Annotated in this window: 14 protein-coding genes and 1 other annotated feature; of the genes, 8 read left to right on the top strand and 6 right to left on the bottom strand. The window is 55.1% G+C overall.

The window, feature by feature from the left end:
• Positions 1 to 11 precede the first annotated feature (11 nt).
• Entirely contained in the window at positions 12 to 290 is a 279-nt protein-coding gene (locus M6D81_RS09385) for a hypothetical protein (RefSeq protein ID WP_262676610.1), read from the top strand.
• Positions 291 to 408: 118 nt separating this feature from the next.
• The gene (gene spoVM / locus M6D81_RS09380) at positions 409 to 489 is read left to right on the top strand and encodes a stage V sporulation protein SpoVM (RefSeq protein WP_010345573.1); all 81 of its coding nucleotides are present in this window, start codon (positions 409 to 411) and stop codon (positions 487 to 489) included.
• A gap of 144 nt (positions 490 to 633) precedes the next feature.
• Here the strand turns inward: spoVM and rpmB are convergent, their stop codons facing one another.
• Entirely contained in the window at positions 634 to 822 is a 189-nt protein-coding gene (gene rpmB, locus M6D81_RS09375; RefSeq protein WP_262676609.1) for a 50S ribosomal protein L28, read from the bottom strand.
• Positions 823 to 1,086: 264 nt separating this feature from the next.
• Here rpmB and M6D81_RS09370 point away from each other — a divergent pair, with 264 nt between their 5' ends.
• The 5 genes from M6D81_RS09370 to M6D81_RS09350 all read left to right on the top strand — a co-directional run bounded on the left by M6D81_RS09370 (position 1,087) and on the right by M6D81_RS09350 (position 6,547).
• Positions 1,087 to 1,446: an Asp23/Gls24 family envelope stress response protein gene (locus M6D81_RS09370; protein WP_262676608.1), complete on the top strand. Its 360-nt coding sequence runs from the start codon at positions 1,087 to 1,089 to the stop codon at positions 1,444 to 1,446.
• Between the two features lie 18 nt (positions 1,447 to 1,464).
• On the top strand, positions 1,465 to 3,231 hold the full coding sequence (locus tag M6D81_RS09365) for a DAK2 domain-containing protein (RefSeq protein ID WP_262676607.1): 1,767 nt from the start codon (positions 1,465 to 1,467) through the stop codon (positions 3,229 to 3,231).
• Between the two features lie 33 nt (positions 3,232 to 3,264).
• Positions 3,265 to 4,122, top strand: coding sequence for a DegV family protein (locus M6D81_RS09360; RefSeq protein ID WP_262676606.1), 858 nt, complete (start codon positions 3,265 to 3,267; stop codon positions 4,120 to 4,122).
• A gap of 4 nt (positions 4,123 to 4,126) precedes the next feature.
• Positions 4,127 to 6,190: an ATP-dependent DNA helicase RecG gene (gene recG / locus M6D81_RS09355; RefSeq protein ID WP_262676605.1), complete on the top strand. Its 2,064-nt coding sequence runs from the start codon at positions 4,127 to 4,129 to the stop codon at positions 6,188 to 6,190.
• A gap of 69 nt (positions 6,191 to 6,259) precedes the next feature.
• Positions 6,260 to 6,547, top strand: a complete 288-nt coding sequence (locus tag M6D81_RS09350; RefSeq protein WP_262676604.1) for a stage VI sporulation protein F — start codon at positions 6,260 to 6,262, stop codon at positions 6,545 to 6,547.
• 128 nt (positions 6,548 to 6,675) lie between these two features.
• Here the strand turns inward: M6D81_RS09350 and M6D81_RS09345 are convergent, their stop codons facing one another.
• On the bottom strand, positions 6,676 to 7,368 hold the full coding sequence (locus tag M6D81_RS09345) for an SOS response-associated peptidase (protein ID WP_262676603.1): 693 nt from the start codon (positions 7,366 to 7,368) through the stop codon (positions 6,676 to 6,678).
• A 179-nt stretch (positions 7,369 to 7,547) separates the two neighbouring features.
• Between M6D81_RS09345 and M6D81_RS09340 the strand changes: the two genes are divergently transcribed.
• Positions 7,548 to 8,885, top strand: coding sequence for a DUF2515 domain-containing protein (locus M6D81_RS09340; protein WP_262676602.1), 1,338 nt, complete (start codon positions 7,548 to 7,550; stop codon positions 8,883 to 8,885).
• Positions 8,886 to 8,957: 72 nt separating this feature from the next.
• Here the strand turns inward: M6D81_RS09340 and M6D81_RS09335 are convergent, their stop codons facing one another.
• From M6D81_RS09335 to M6D81_RS09320, 4 genes are all read right to left on the bottom strand, one after another.
• Positions 8,958 to 9,431: a YbaK/EbsC family protein gene (locus tag M6D81_RS09335; protein WP_262676601.1), complete on the bottom strand. Its 474-nt coding sequence runs from the start codon at positions 9,429 to 9,431 to the stop codon at positions 8,958 to 8,960.
• A complete protein-coding gene (locus M6D81_RS09330; protein WP_262676600.1) occupies positions 9,431 to 10,969 on the bottom strand; it encodes a 2-isopropylmalate synthase in 1,539 nt (512 codons plus the stop codon). Before M6D81_RS09330 ends, M6D81_RS09335 begins: the two co-directional genes overlap by 1 nt.
• A gap of 742 nt (positions 10,970 to 11,711) precedes the next feature.
• Positions 11,712 to 11,949, bottom strand: a binding site (T-box leader).
• Between the two features lie 750 nt (positions 11,950 to 12,699).
• The gene (locus M6D81_RS09325; protein WP_262676599.1) at positions 12,700 to 13,059 is read right to left on the bottom strand and encodes a YolD-like family protein; all 360 of its coding nucleotides are present in this window, start codon (positions 13,057 to 13,059) and stop codon (positions 12,700 to 12,702) included.
• On the bottom strand, positions 13,056 to 14,327 hold the full coding sequence (locus M6D81_RS09320; RefSeq protein WP_262676710.1) for a DNA polymerase IV: 1,272 nt from the start codon (positions 14,325 to 14,327) through the stop codon (positions 13,056 to 13,058). Before M6D81_RS09320 ends, M6D81_RS09325 begins: the two co-directional genes overlap by 4 nt.
• Positions 14,328 to 14,511: the final 184 nt, after the last annotated feature.

Genomic DNA, 14,511 nt, shown 5'->3' with positions numbered 1-14,511 from the left:
GAGGATCACCTTTGAACAGTTCGTTGAAGACGGCGTTCTGGGTCGTTTTATACGCATTTCTGGCGGGCTTCGCGCTCGCCTTGTTCGCCCAGATTACGCCGATTATCCGCTACGCTTTTTCGCTGCTTGCGCTTGTCATCGGAATACGGTTTTTCCGTCTGTACGACACGATCGGGCTTCGGGTGGCTTTTATCGTTACCGCTATTATTTTTTACTTTCTTGTTGCAATCGCTTTCGCCATCTATCAGTATATGAGAGAGAATCCGGACATGATGACGAGCATGTTGTAATCCTTCAGAAAGGGCGCTTGTCATGGAATAGGACAATGTGGCTCCGCATACTATGGTTACATGAGCGCGGGATAGGCTACGGAAATATTTCATGAGCGTGTCTGAGGAGGGATGGGACATGAAATTTTATACGATTAAGCTGCCTAAGTTTTTGGGTGGTTTCGTGAAAGCGATACTGAATACGTTTCAAAAAAACTGACCGCAACAGCATTCAAAATAATCCCACGAAGCGAGGCTTTGCTGCGATGCTAGCACAGGTGCTTTGCGGGGACTCCGAGGCTTATGAATTCATGTAAAAAAAGCACCTGATATTCAGGTGCTTTTGTCAGGTGGCGGCGCCACACTATACGCGGGTAACCTTGCCGGATTTCAGAGCGCGAGCGCTCACGTATACGCGCTTTGGCTTACCGTCGACGAGAATGCGTACCTTCTGAACGTTTACGCCCCAATTGCGGCGTGTTTTGTTGTTGGCATGGGATACATGGTTGCCTTTCTTAGGCGACTTGCCTGTCAGATAACATTTGCGGGACATGACTACACCTCCTTAACGTATTGCTGGTTCCGATCTCGATTCATGAGCTCACGCTGGTCTTATGGCCTGCGGCGTGTGCCGTCTCATTCTGTATTAGAGAGAATATCATTAAACACACTCGAATATCGTACCATAAACTGCAGTTCTGTTCAACCTTAATCTGATTTCGGCAGGGCGATTTTGTGGCGCGGACTTCAATATCGGTATCTTTTATAGTACAATGGTACATAGTCCATAATATAGATGACAGGAGCGTGTGTAACCATGGCACTTCAAATCGATTCGGAGAGAGGCTCCGTATTTGTTACCGATCATTGCCTTGCCGTCATTGCCGGCTCGGCCGCCATGGAATGTTATGGACTGGTTGGGATGGCTTCGCGCAAGCAGTTGAAGGACGGAATCGCCGAGCTGCTTGGAAGAGAGAACTGGACGCGCGGCGTCGTGATTCGAAGGGAGAACGAACGACTTCATATCGACTTGCACATTATCGTGAGCTACGGCACCAGGATTTCAGAGGTCGCACATAATATTCAGTCCAAGGTAGGATATGTGATGCGGGAGATTGCGGGCTTGCAGGTGGAAGAGGTTAATATATTTGTACAGGATGTTAGGGTATCCAGCTAGCAGGAAGGGGAATTTTCATTGGGTAAGCGCTCTATTAACGGAACGGACTTTGCCGCTATGGCGATGATTGGCGCTGAATTGCTGCAGCGCAACGCTGAGAAGGTGAATGCATTAAACGTATTTCCGGTTCCGGATGGGGATACCGGCACGAATATGAACTTGACGATGAGCTCCGGCGTTCGCGAGCTTAGAAGCCGTGCTTCCGAGCACATCGGCAAAACCGCGGAGGCGTTGTCAAAAGGATTGCTGATGGGAGCGAGAGGCAACTCCGGCGTTATCTTGTCCCAATTGTTCAGAGGCTTCTCGAAGTCGTTGTCAGCTTTGAACGAAGCGACGGCAATGGAGCTTGCGGCTGCCTTGCAGCACGGAGTGGATCTGGCTTACAAGGCAGTAGTGAAGCCTGTTGAAGGCACGATTCTTACCGTTGCCAAAGAAGCGGCCAAGCATGCCGTGCAGTATGCCCGCCGTTCCACGAACGTGGAGGAACTGATGGAGGAAGTGCATCGCAAGGCGAACGAAGCGTTGGCGCGCACACCGGATCTTCTTCCCGTGTTGAAGCAAGTGGGCGTTGTCGATTCCGGCGGACAAGGTCTTGTCTATATTTATGAGGGGTTCCTTCGCTACTTGAAGGAAGGGGAAGCCGGAGAATACGGGGACATGGTGTTCATGCCTTCTGAAGCCGCTCCTCCGGAGCAGGTGACCGTGCCAACTGCCTTGTCGCAGATAACTGCCCATCATAACGCCCAGGCGCGGCTGTCCACGGACGAAATTCACTTTCCATACGATATGGAATTTTTTATAAATCGGAGGCTTGGCAGCCATTCAGCGGTATTTTTTGATGAATCCGCTTTCAAACGGTCGCTGGAGAAGGATGGAGACTCTATACTGGTTATCGTAGAAGACGATATCATTAAAGTTCATGTTCATTCCCGCAAGCCGGGAGATGTGATCAATCTGGCTCTTCCATACGGAGAACTGACGGATATTCATATTCTGAATATGCGCGAGCAGCACCGGGAGCTGCTGCAGGAGGACCCTGCAAGCGTCAGCGGCGCGGATATCTCCTCGGCCCAGCTGCTGGCGGGCCAAGCTGTGAACGGCATGCCTCCCGGACAAGTGTACGAGCGAGCGCCTTACGGCATCATTGCCGTCGCGCTTGGGGAAGGCACGAAGGAGCTGTTTCGCTCCAATGACGTGGACACCGTGTTGTCCGGCGGACAGACGATGAATCCAAGCACGGAGGATTTCTTGACGGCGATTGATGCCTTATCCGCTGATCATATCTTCTTGCTCCCGAACAACAGCAATATTATATTGGCTGCTGAGCAAGCCGCCGAACTCAGCGAGCGAAGCGTCTCCGTCATTCCGACGCGCACGATCCCTCAAGGCTTGTCCGCCATGCTGGCATTCAAGGAGGAGGAGGCGCCGGAGCGCAATGCGGAATGGATGACGGCCGCGGCCGCCAGCGTCGTATCCGGTCAAGTTACCAAGGCGGTGCGCAATACGACGATGGATGGCATCGACATTCAGGAAGGCGATTATATCGGCATCCGGGAGAAGACGATTGTGGCTTCCGACGGGCAGTTGCTGGCCGTATGCCAGACTTTGCTAAGCCGTATGCTGGAGGATGACGGCGATGTGCTGACGGTGCTTGCGGGAGAGGATGCACAGCCCGAGATTACAGCCGCGTTAATGGAGTGGGTGGAAGCGGAATACCCGGACCTGGATCTGGACATGCAGCATGGCGGGCAACCGATGTACCCTTATCTGTTCGCTGTGGAATAACGAATGATTGAAGTGTGGGAAGGGTGATACAAGGTGGGGAACGTTCGTATCGTGACGGACAGCACGTCCGATATTCCGCGGCAGGTGCGTGAACGGCTTGGCATTACGATGGTACCGCTCAAGGTGCACTTCGGGGAGGATACCTATCAGGATGCGGTGACGATTGAAGCGGAGCAGTTCTACAGCAAATTGAAATCTTCATCCGCTCTGCCTACTACGTCGCAGCCGTCGCCTGTGGAATTCAGCGAAGTCTATGAGCGGCTGCTTGAGGAAGATCCGGAAGGGCCGATTATTTCCATTCATCTGGCGGCCATCTTGAGCGGGACTTATCAATCCGCTACGATCGCGCAGTCCATGCTGGAGGATGGCGACGGCGATATTGCCGTGGTGGACTCGAAGTCGGCTTCCTACGGCATCGGCATGCAGGTCGTGAAGGCGGCGGAGCTTGCGGCTGCAGGGGAGTCGAAGGAGGTCATTCTGGCGGAGCTGGAGCGCCTGCGCAGCGGTGTGCAATTATATTTTCTGGTAGATACGCTGGATTACTTGCACAAGGGCGGCCGGATCGGAAGAGCCTCCGCCGTGCTGGGATCTCTGCTCAATATTAAGCCAATCCTCTCGTTGGACGAGAATGGCGGCGTCTATTCCGTGGACAAGGTGAGGGGCAGCAAGAAGGCCGTCTCCCGCATTGTGGCCATGCTGAAGGACTCGTTCGGCGACGATCCCGTAGGCATGGTCATGGCTTGGACAGATGTTCCCGGGTCGGCTGCAGAGCTGGAAGAGCGGCTGAAAGCGGAAATGAACGTGCAAGAGACGGGTTATACGACGGTAGGTTCCGTTATCGGCACGCATACCGGTCCCGGCACGTCCGCCGTATTTATGTACAGGGTGTGAAGCGATGGTAAGCATGAATGAGATACCTGTCAGGCAATTGAAAGGCGTGAGCGCTCTGAAGGAAGGGGAGCTTCACGCCTTTGGCATTCATACGATAAGCGACTTGCTGGATTACTTCCCGTTCCGCTATGAGGATTACCGGGTTCGCGAGCTGACGGAAGTGAAGAACGGGGACAAGGCGACCGTCATTGGCCGGGTGTGCAGTGTGCCTGTTCTGCAGCGCTACGGACGGGGCAAGTCAAGATTAAGCTGCAAGGTGGAGGTGGGCGGCCTGCTCGTAACGGCCGTCTGGTTCAATCGCCACTTCTTGCGCGAGCAGCTTGCGCTTGAACGCGAAGTGATGCTGACGGGCAAGTGGGATCAGCAGCGAAGGCAAATAACGGTGACGGATTCGGAGTTCCCCGACGATCGGGAGTCCGCCAAGCGAGATACGCTTCAGCCGGTCTATTCTGTAGGGGGCAGCATTACGCAGAGCTGGATGCGCAAGGCGATGCTGACCGCTCTCACGCAGTATGGCAGCATGATTGAGGAGAATCTGCCCGATGAGCTGGTGGACAGGCATCGGCTCATGACAAGGGCTGAGGCGGTACGGCGGCTTCATCTTCCCGGCGATACGCAAGAAGGCGGGGAAGCGCGCAGGCGCATGGTGTATGAGGAGCTGTTCCTGTTCCAGTTGAAGCTGCAGGCTTACCGTGCGATGAACCGACGGCGCCAGGACGGGATCGCGATTCGGGTGGACAGCGACGTCATTCGAGGCTTCGCGGACACCCTTCCGTTCCAATTGACGGACGGGCAGAAGCGTGCCGTGAACGAGATTCTGGTGGATATGCGCCGTCCCAGCGGCATGAACCGGCTGCTGCAGGGCGATGTCGGCTCCGGCAAGACGGTCGTCGCCGCCATTGCGCTCTATGGAACCGTCAAGGCAGGGTATCAAGGGGCGCTGATGGTCCCGACGGAAATACTGGCGGAGCAGCATGCGAGAAGTCTGCAGCGATTGTTCGAGACCACCGGCCTGCAGGTCGGCTTGTTGACCGGCAGCCTGACGGAGAAGAGGCGGCGGGATCTGCTGGCGGGGCTGCAGATGGGCATCATCAATGTTATCGTTGGCACGCACGCGCTTATTCAGGACGATGTGTACTTCCACAATCTTGGACTGGTGGTGACGGACGAGCAGCATCGATTCGGAGTGAACCAGCGGAGCATACTGCGGCACAAGGGCGGCAATCCGGATGTGTTGACGATGACGGCGACGCCCATTCCGCGCACGCTTGCCATTACAGCCTTCGGCGATATGGACGTATCGACGATCAAGGAGATGCCGCATGGGCGCAAGCCGATCAAAACGTATTGGGTAAAGCATGACGCTCTGGATCGCGCGCTTGGCTTCATCCGCAAGCAAGTCGCGGCGGGGCGGCAAGCCTATGTCATCTGTCCGCTGATCGAGGAGTCGGAGAAGCTGGAGGTGCAGAATGCGATCGACTTGCATATGGCGATCTCCGGAGCATTCCCGGACTTGCGGGTGGGATTGCTCCATGGGCGAATGACGGCTTCCGAGAAGGATGAGGTGATGGGCAGCTTCGCAGTCAACGATACACATGTGCTGGTATCGACTACCGTTGTCGAGGTTGGAGTGGACGTGCCTAACGCTACTGTGATGATCATTATGGATGCAGAACGGTTCGGCCTCTCCCAGCTTCATCAGCTGCGGGGGCGCGTCGGCCGGGGGGAGCACCAGTCCTACTGCGTACTCGTGGCCGATCCCAAGTCGGAGACGGGGCGGGAACGGATGAAGGTGATGACGGAGACGAACGACGGCTTCGAGGTGGCCCGGCGCGATCTGGAGTTGCGCGGTCCCGGCGATTTCTTCGGCACGAAGCAGAGCGGCTTGCCGGAATTTCGGGTGGCGGATATGGTCAGCGACTATGAAGTGTTGGAGCTTGCGCGCGACGATGCCGCCGAACTGGCGGAGCGTGAGGCATTCTGGCTGGCAGGCGCGGACAATCCGTATGCGAAGCTGTGGAGCATGCTGCGCCGCGACCCATTATTTCAAGGAGAACAACTGGACTAGGCAATAATTGGCCTCCGCCGGCATATAGATTCAATAGACCCTATGCCGGATGGAGGTGCATTTCTGACAATGAGTTATCAAAGTTACGGCATTCGGCCGCAGCTGGTGGAGCGGGTCAAGCTGAAGCTGAAAAACCCTGTGGTGAAGGACCGAATGCGCCAACTGCTTGCCCATGTGACGAAGTATGATTTGCAGGATCGAATGAAAGTGCGCAAGCTGGTCAAATCAGCCGCTGTTATTTTGCACGAGAAGCTGACGGACGTACAAGAAGAGCAAATCGTATCTTTTGTGCTTGCCCAGAAGATCGACCCCAACAACACCTTTCATTTACTTAAATTATGGGGAATGTTTCGCTGACCGCGCATGCGGTCAGTTTTTTTATATATAGAAATTAAAAGTTCCGGGGTCCCCGCAAAGTACCTGAATGAACCTCGAAGCGGAGCCCTACTTTGTGGGGGTCTTTTTGTCCCGCAAATCGCGGCCTCTCACCACAACCCCAACTGCTCGTCCTCGTGCTGCGGCTCGATCAGCGTGGCGTCGTCATTGCGTACGCTGCCTACCGCCTGACCGACGGGATAAGCTTCCATCGCTTCCGCAGGATAGGGCTTCATCAGCAAGGACAGCTGCTCAAGACCGGTTCCTCGATCGAGCCAGAGCGCTTCGTCCTGCGCTTGCAGAATGACAGGCATGCGGTCGTGGATCGGCGCAACGAGAGCGTTAGGCTCGGTTGTCAGGATGGTGCATGTAGCCAGCTTGCCGCCGTCAGGCGCTATCCACGTCTCATACAACCCGGCCATGCTGAAGAGAGGGCGCTCCTTGGCAATGATGCGCATCGGCTGCTTGCCATTTTTGGTCTTCTTCCACTCGTAGAAGCCGTCAGCCGGTATGATGCATCGCTTGCGGCGGAACGCTTCGCGGAACGCCGGCTTGCCAGCGGCCGTCTCTGCTCGCGCATTGATCATTTTGAAGCCGACCTTCGCATCGGGAGCCCACGGCGGCACAAGCCCCCACTTCAGCTGACCCAGCCGATACTTCTCCCCATCATGGATGACTGCCGGCACAAGCTGCCCCGGCGCCACATTGTATCTGGGCCGATGCCAAGGCACGTTCGTATCGATAACCCCGTATCGCGTCATCAGCTCCTCCAGCGTAATGGTAATCGTATATCGGCCGCACATGCTCGCTTCCTCCTTCAACTGCATCCGCAATCTCGCTTATGCTTGACGTCGCTACCTTCAGTATACACTTTCCCTGCCGGTTAAGCATCGTGCCACCCTTCTGCATACAGTATCCATAAGTATGCGAGTATTGGCAGTTGTGGATAATGATTGTAGAGAGGTAGGAAGGAGGGGGTGTCATGGCGAAAAAAAGCCGTTATATTCATGCGATAGGCCATTTCATCACACATCTGGCGGCGTTGCCGGGAGCAGCGCTGTCTTACGCGATCGGCAAGTGGAAGTCCATGCATGCCGCGAAGGAACTGATTGCCGAAGCGCAGCCGCTCAAGCTGTCTCCTTCCGCCGTGGCCAAGCTGATGGATGCCTGCGCCAGACTGGAGCTGTCGGAAGCCGGCTCGGCTGATGAGGAAGACGCAGCGGACGCTGCGGGGCCTTTCGATAGTTTGCACGGGCAATGGAAGGCGGATGAGCTTATGCTTATTGAGCGCATCCGGTCGGAGACGGCTGAGCTGAACCGCAATAATCTGACACGTACGGAAGCTTATCGCAGCATGTATTTTCAGATGCCCGAGCTGCACTGGGCTCTGCTTGCCCATCTCGTATCCCGCAACGGGGGATGGAATATGACGGATCTGCAGGGAGAATGGCTGCCCCGGTTGCTGACGTCAAAGCAACGACAGGACATCTTTCTGTTTCTGGAGCGGGCCAATGCTCTTATTTTCGGCGATGCATACCCGCAGCTGCTGCTGTATCAATGGAGCATCCGCGAGGGACGCAGCCTGTTCCATCTGCTTCCCGCCTTAGGCGTGTCGCGCTTCATGCTCCCGGTGTGGAAGCAGTTCTGGCGCGAACGCGATTCCGCGCTGCTGTCGACCGCTCTCATCGTGAACGAGCAGCAATATATTCAAGAGCGTGTGGTGGAGGATGGCTACTTCCAGAAGCATGTGCTGGGAACGTTGTTCTTCGGCATGCAATCTCTGCTTCAGCTGAACGCCGTGCTGTTCCCCTATGGAAGCGGCAAGGGGGAGGCTGAGGGGGAGCTGGAGCTCGCGGGACTGATTCTGGAACGGTTCGGAGATCCCGATGAACGGATTCAGTTCGGCAAGCGGCTATATGCCGTTCTGTTCGGCATTGCCCCCGTATATGAGGGAGCCAGAAGCTTCGCCGCAGCGGTGAAGCATACCGGCTCCCGTGCGGATTACGCACCTATGCTGTTCGCTTCCGTCCGCAAGGCGCCGCCCGGCCGCTATTATAAGGAGAAGCTGATCGGAGGTCGCTTGAAGCCGGGGGTGTCCCCCATATACAGCCCTTCGCTGGAATCGTCGTGGCGTGATCAATCGCTGAAGCAGCCGAAGAGAGGGGATTGGTTCCGGAGCGTAGAGCAAGTAAAGCCGTACTTCCGGGATCTGCCGTTCCCGCCGCAATTCCAGATGACGAATGAATATCGGCTTATGCTGAACAAGCTGGAGCTGGCCGTATTGGCGGCTCATCGGGAGAAGAGCAAGGGGCGGCGATAAGGTTGTGGCGAGTTCCATTGTCCCCGCTCCTTCGCTCGGAGCAGCCTCCAATCCAAGGAGCGGGGTGCTTTTTTATTTTATGGACATGACTTGTCCTTGAGTCATAGCCGTCAAGTCATCGGGCGTCAGCTCGAATACAGCCCTCGGATGACCGGCTGCCGCCCACAAGGTGGGGTATTGCAGCAGATCCTTGTCAATAATCGTCGTGACGGGCTCGGAATGGCCGATCGGGGCTACGCCTCCAATAGGGAATCCCGTTCGTTCCCGTACGAAATCCGCATCCGCCTTCAGCAGCTTGTCATGAACCTGCCTGGATATTGCCTTCTCGTTCACGCGGTTGACGCCGCTGGCTACGACCAGGAGCGGAGCGTCGGACGCGCTCATGCGGAAAATAATTGATTTAGCAATCTGGGCGACATCGCAGCCTATGGCGTCGGCGGCTTCCTGGGCCGTCCGCATGCTGTCCGGCAGCTCGATAACGGTGTGGGCGTATCCTGCTTCGTGCAGCAAGTTTTGTATGCGCTGTGGGCTTGCTTTCAATGACATTACGCTTCCTCCTTGTTCAGCAGCGCCGCATTAAGAGCGTTCAGGAACGCGAGCGCGCTTGCTTTCAAAATATCCGTCTCCATAGCGCGGCCGATATACGCCTTGCCCTTGTAATGGAGTCCGATGACGGCGCGGCCGATGGCCTCTTTCCCCCGGGAGATGCTGTTCACCTTATAGTGCTGCAGCGTCACTTCCACACCGGTCAATGTCTTGATCGCACTGTATAACGCGTCGATCGGCCCGTCTCCGGTCGCTTCTCCTCTGAGCGCTTCGCCGCCGCGCTTCAGCTCGACGACGGCTTGCGGCCGCTCCCCGTCCGTGACGACCCGGAACGCCGTCAGCTCATACAATGGCACAGTGTTCTCCGCTTGCTCCCGGTGCCTGTTCACCAGGTAGAATACATCGTGATCGTACACTTCCTTCTTCAGATCCGCGAGCTTCAGGAACTCCTGGAACAGCTCTTCGAATCCGGCGTCGTTGCCGGTATCGAAGCCCAGCTTGGCAACGGCGTGCTTGAAGGCATGCCGTCCGGAGCGGGCGGTCAGCACAAGCTCCATGCTCTCCGCTCCCACTTCCTCGGGGGACATAATTTCATACACATTTTTATCCTTGAGCAATCCGTCCTGATGAATGCCGGAAGAATGGGCGAAGGCGTTGTCCCCGGTAATGGCCTTGTTCACCTGCACGTCCAGGCCTGTCAGATGTGTTAACAGTCTGGAGGTGGCAAGCAGCTCCCTGGTTTGAATGTTGGTCGTGCAGCCGTAGCGGTTTTGTCTGACTTTAAGCGCCATGACGACTTCCTCCAGGGAAGTGTTGCCGGCTCTTTCGCCCAGCCCGTTAATCGTCACTTCGATTTTGTCCGCGCCGTTCTTGATTGCACTGAGCGTGTTGGCCGTCGCAAGGCCCAGATCGTTGTGGCAATGCACACTGAGAATGACCTCATCATTGACGTTCTTCAATCGTTCGTTAATGCGCCGGATCAGGTCGCCGAATTCCTCCGGCTCGGCGTATCCGACGGTGTCGGGAACGTTGATGATGGTCGCTCCGGCTCTCACCACAGCTTCGATTGTCTTCCACAAGTATTCGAATTCCGATCTGGACGCGTCTTCCGTGGAATACTGCACCTGCGGGAGCAGCGTCCTGGCGTATTTCACCGCTTCGACGCCCATCTCCATTACGGCGTCCTTGGAGCGGTTGAACTTCTTCTCTACATGGACGTTGGAAGTGCCCAGTACGATATGGATGAAGGGATCGTGCGCCGCCTTGATGCTCTCATATACGGCGTCGATATCGTTCTTGACGGCTCTGGCAAGCGCGGTAACGGACATGCTGTCGCCTACGGCTTTGGCAATCTCTTGCACGGCGAGAAAGTCGCCCTGCGAGGAAGCGGGGAAGCCGGCTTCGACGATGTCCACTCGGAGCCGCTGCAGTTGTCGGGCAAATTCCACTTTCTGATAGACGTTCAATTTCGCTCCCGGCACCTGTTCGCCGTCACGCAATGTGGTGTCCAGTACGATAATGTTCCGATTGTTATTCATTGGCAGGTTCCTCCTTGGGTTAATTCGTGTATAGTTGTTGCCGGTTAACGGCGAATCGTTCTATCTGGCCACTTGAGAAGAGGTCGCCGACTAACGGCGAACAACTCTCTATAGCTACTGGAGAAGAGGCTGCGTACCGCGTATGAACGGCGGACAGCTCTTTGTAGCCACTAGAGAGGAGGTCGCCGACTAACGCGACGATCACCTTGATGGCCACTATGAAATGAGCTTATCGCTTAACGGTGAACAAACCTCGATGCTCTCATGTCTATGGGGCTGTCAACTAACTTAGAGAACCAGAATTTGTACGATAAATCATACAAAAGGTGAACGTTCGCCTCGTATGCGGGTGGATTTGTGTGAAAAATCGTACAAAAGTGAAGCATTCGCGTCGTTGACGATGGGTTTTGTACGATAAATCGTACAAAAGGTGAACGTTCGCCTCGTATGCGAGTGGATTTGTGTGAAAAATCGTACAAAAGGTGAACGTTCGCGTCGTTGACGATGGGTTTTGTACGATAAATCATACAAAAGGTGAACGTTCGCCTCGTATGCGAGTGGATTTGTGTGAAAAATCGTACAAAAGGTGAATGTTCGCCCGTATGCGGGTGGATTTTGCGCGAAAATTCATACAAGAATGTGCTTCTCCACCTCGTATGTGAACGTTGACGCATTTAGCGATTTATGTGAAGCGGGGTTGATTAAACCCGGACTTTAATCAACACAAAAACCCCGTCTCTGCTATAGAGACGGGGTCTAACCCGCGGTACCACTCTAATTCATTCACGCATGCGCGTGCGGAATGATCTCCTTCGATGGCCGTCACCATCTATCCTTGTAACGGCGGAATCCCGGCTCACCCTACATTGTCAGGCGGCTGTTCATAGACGAGTTCGAAGTGTTCAACGCTGCCGCTTTGCACCAACCAGCGACTCTCTGAAAGGCATCTCACTTCTACTATTTCTAATCAACACATTTGGCTTTTGAAATTTATTGGTTATTATAGGCAGCATTGATGCGCTTTGTCAACACCTTTGGTGCAAAAGAATTTTACAAATTTATTGGACCGCCCACCGTAACTCGTTGGAAAACTGCTGTAAAAGTGTTGTAAACCCCGCGATAATTCGCTGGAAAACTGCTGTAAAAGTGTTGTGCCACCCGCCATAACTCGCTGGAAAACTGATATAAAAGTGTTGTAGTTCTGCCGTAATCGGCCGGGAAATTGCTGCAAAAGTGCCGTAAAACCCGCTGCAATTTCTGTCAAAAGTTTTAACGGGCAAGAGGAGCGGGGCTGTTCGCGCACATCAAGAGAGGATATATGCCGGCCTGTTCGCGCACATCAAGAGAGGATATATGCCAGCCTGTTCGCGCACATCAAGAGAGGATATATGCCAGCCTGTTCGCGCACATCAAGAGAGGATATATGCCAGCCTGTTCGCGCACATCAAGAGAGGATATATGCCGGCCTGTTCGCGCACATCAAGAGAGGATATATGCCGGCCTGTTCGCGCACATCAAGAGAGGATATATGCCGGCCTGTTCGCGCACATCAAGAGAGGATATATGCCAGAACTGTTCGCGCACATCAAGGGAGGATATACGCGGGCTTGCTCGCATGCGCTATAGCCATGTATGTGTAAGCACACTCGCGCTATGCCGTGTGTATGCATACATGCGCTATAGCCATGTGTGCACACTTGCGCTATGCTGTGTGCATGCATACCATGCAATCAGTCGTACGGGTCTGTCGTCTCCGCGGCGGAGACGCCGATCATCCGGCGCATGTCCAGCCACGCTTCTTCGTCCATTCCCAGCCGAAGACGTATTCTGCGGAGCTGCTGATCGATAGCCGTCACGATGCCGTACTGCTCCCGCTCGCGGCCTTCGTGGAAGGTGACGAGCGTGATGGCCTGTTGAAATTGCAGCGAATGCGCGATCATTCGCGCCATCCGCTCCACCTCTTGCTCATCCAGCAGAGGCTGCGTTTTATTGGACAATTCTCCTTGATGGACGACATAAGCCGCTTTGTGCTCCGGCAGCATCATCCGGCTGGATTCCCATAATCCGTTTCCTTCCAGCTTCTTCCTCACTTGTAATGGCCTCCGATCTTCTTGGAGCGGTCGACCGCTTGCCCCGCTGCAGTGACGGAGACCGCTCTTAATATGCTTGATGCGCCATACTTCGCTTTGATGGCATCCGTAGCTTTCTCCAGCGCCATCCACTTCTCCCGGTTGCCGTCGAATAAGGATAACTGGTACTCGTTACCCGGGAGCAGGGTGGACAGGCTGATGCCGACCTTGCGGACGGGCAGGCCGTCCCAATGCTGCTGAAGCAACTGGACTGCGCAGCGGTAGACGTGATTGGTCACATTGGTGGGATCATCCATCTTCATCTGGCGATTGAATCCGCTCGGCCTGTCGAAGTCGGCGCCCATGCAGCCGACGGAGACGACATGTCCCATGTAGCCCTTGCTGCGGCATCGCTGGCAGACGAGCTCCGTCAATTCCAGCAAAATGATCTTCAGCTCCTGCAGCGTGCCGTAATCGCGGGGAAGGGTCATCATGTGTCCGATTGTCGTCGGCGCCGCTTCATGCGTGCCGGGAAAGACGGGACTGTCGTCGATGCCGTTGGCGATGCGCCAGTACAGCTCCGCCTGAATATCGGAGTTGCGCCCGAACTTGCGCCTCATCATCAGCTTCAGCTTCTCCAGCGGCGTCGCGGCCAGCTGTCCGATCGTCTCCAGCCCCATGGCGTTGAAGTGTCGGGTCATGCGGTTGCCGACCATGAACATTTTGGCAATGGGCAGCGTCCAGAGTGTGTCCGGCAGCTGTTCCTTGGTCAGCGTGAACAAGCCGGAATCGTTTTTCTTCGCGTAGTTGTCACAGGCCGTCTTGGCCAGTATCTTGGTGTTGCCGATGCCGAACCGGGTATAGATGCCGGTCTCCTCCAGTATGTGGGCTTGTATCCGCTTCGCAAGCTGCTGGGGTGTGCCGTAGCGCTGCAGGCTCCCCGTCACGTCAAGAAATTGTTCATCGATGGAGTAAGGCTCTACAAGATCCGTGTAGCTTTGATGGATGGCTGTAATCATAAGCGAGACGTCGATGTACAGCCCCATGCGCGGCTTGATGATGACGAGCTCGGGACATTTCGCCAGCGCATCGCCCAGCCGCTCCGCCGTTGTGACGCCACGGTCCTTGGCAATAGGGCAAGCGGCGAGAATGATGCCCGACCTGCGTTCCGGGTCGCCGGCGACGGCAAGCGGCATATCGCGGTATTCCGGCTGCTCCGCTTTCTCCACGGATGCGTAGAAGGATTGACAATCGGCTAACATGATGGCTCTGTCGGAAGTGATGGTCATCATGTGATCCCTCCAAATGCGAATAGGTGTTCTTTATATTGTATTATTATATACGGAACATGTGATCGTATTCCATTCTTTTTTCGATGGGTATTATTGACATGGATGGCTTGGATGAATGTGGGAGGGAGGAAGCGTTTTTTAGCAGGGAAACGATGGGGAATATCGTCGAAAAGGATAGAAA

The organism is Paenibacillus sp. J5C2022 (assembly GCF_025567625.1).
Lineage (GTDB): Bacteria > Bacillota > Bacilli > Paenibacillales > Paenibacillaceae > Pristimantibacillus.
The sequence above is the reverse complement of the archived record's forward strand: the minus strand, read 5'-3'. Positions and strand labels throughout refer to the sequence as shown.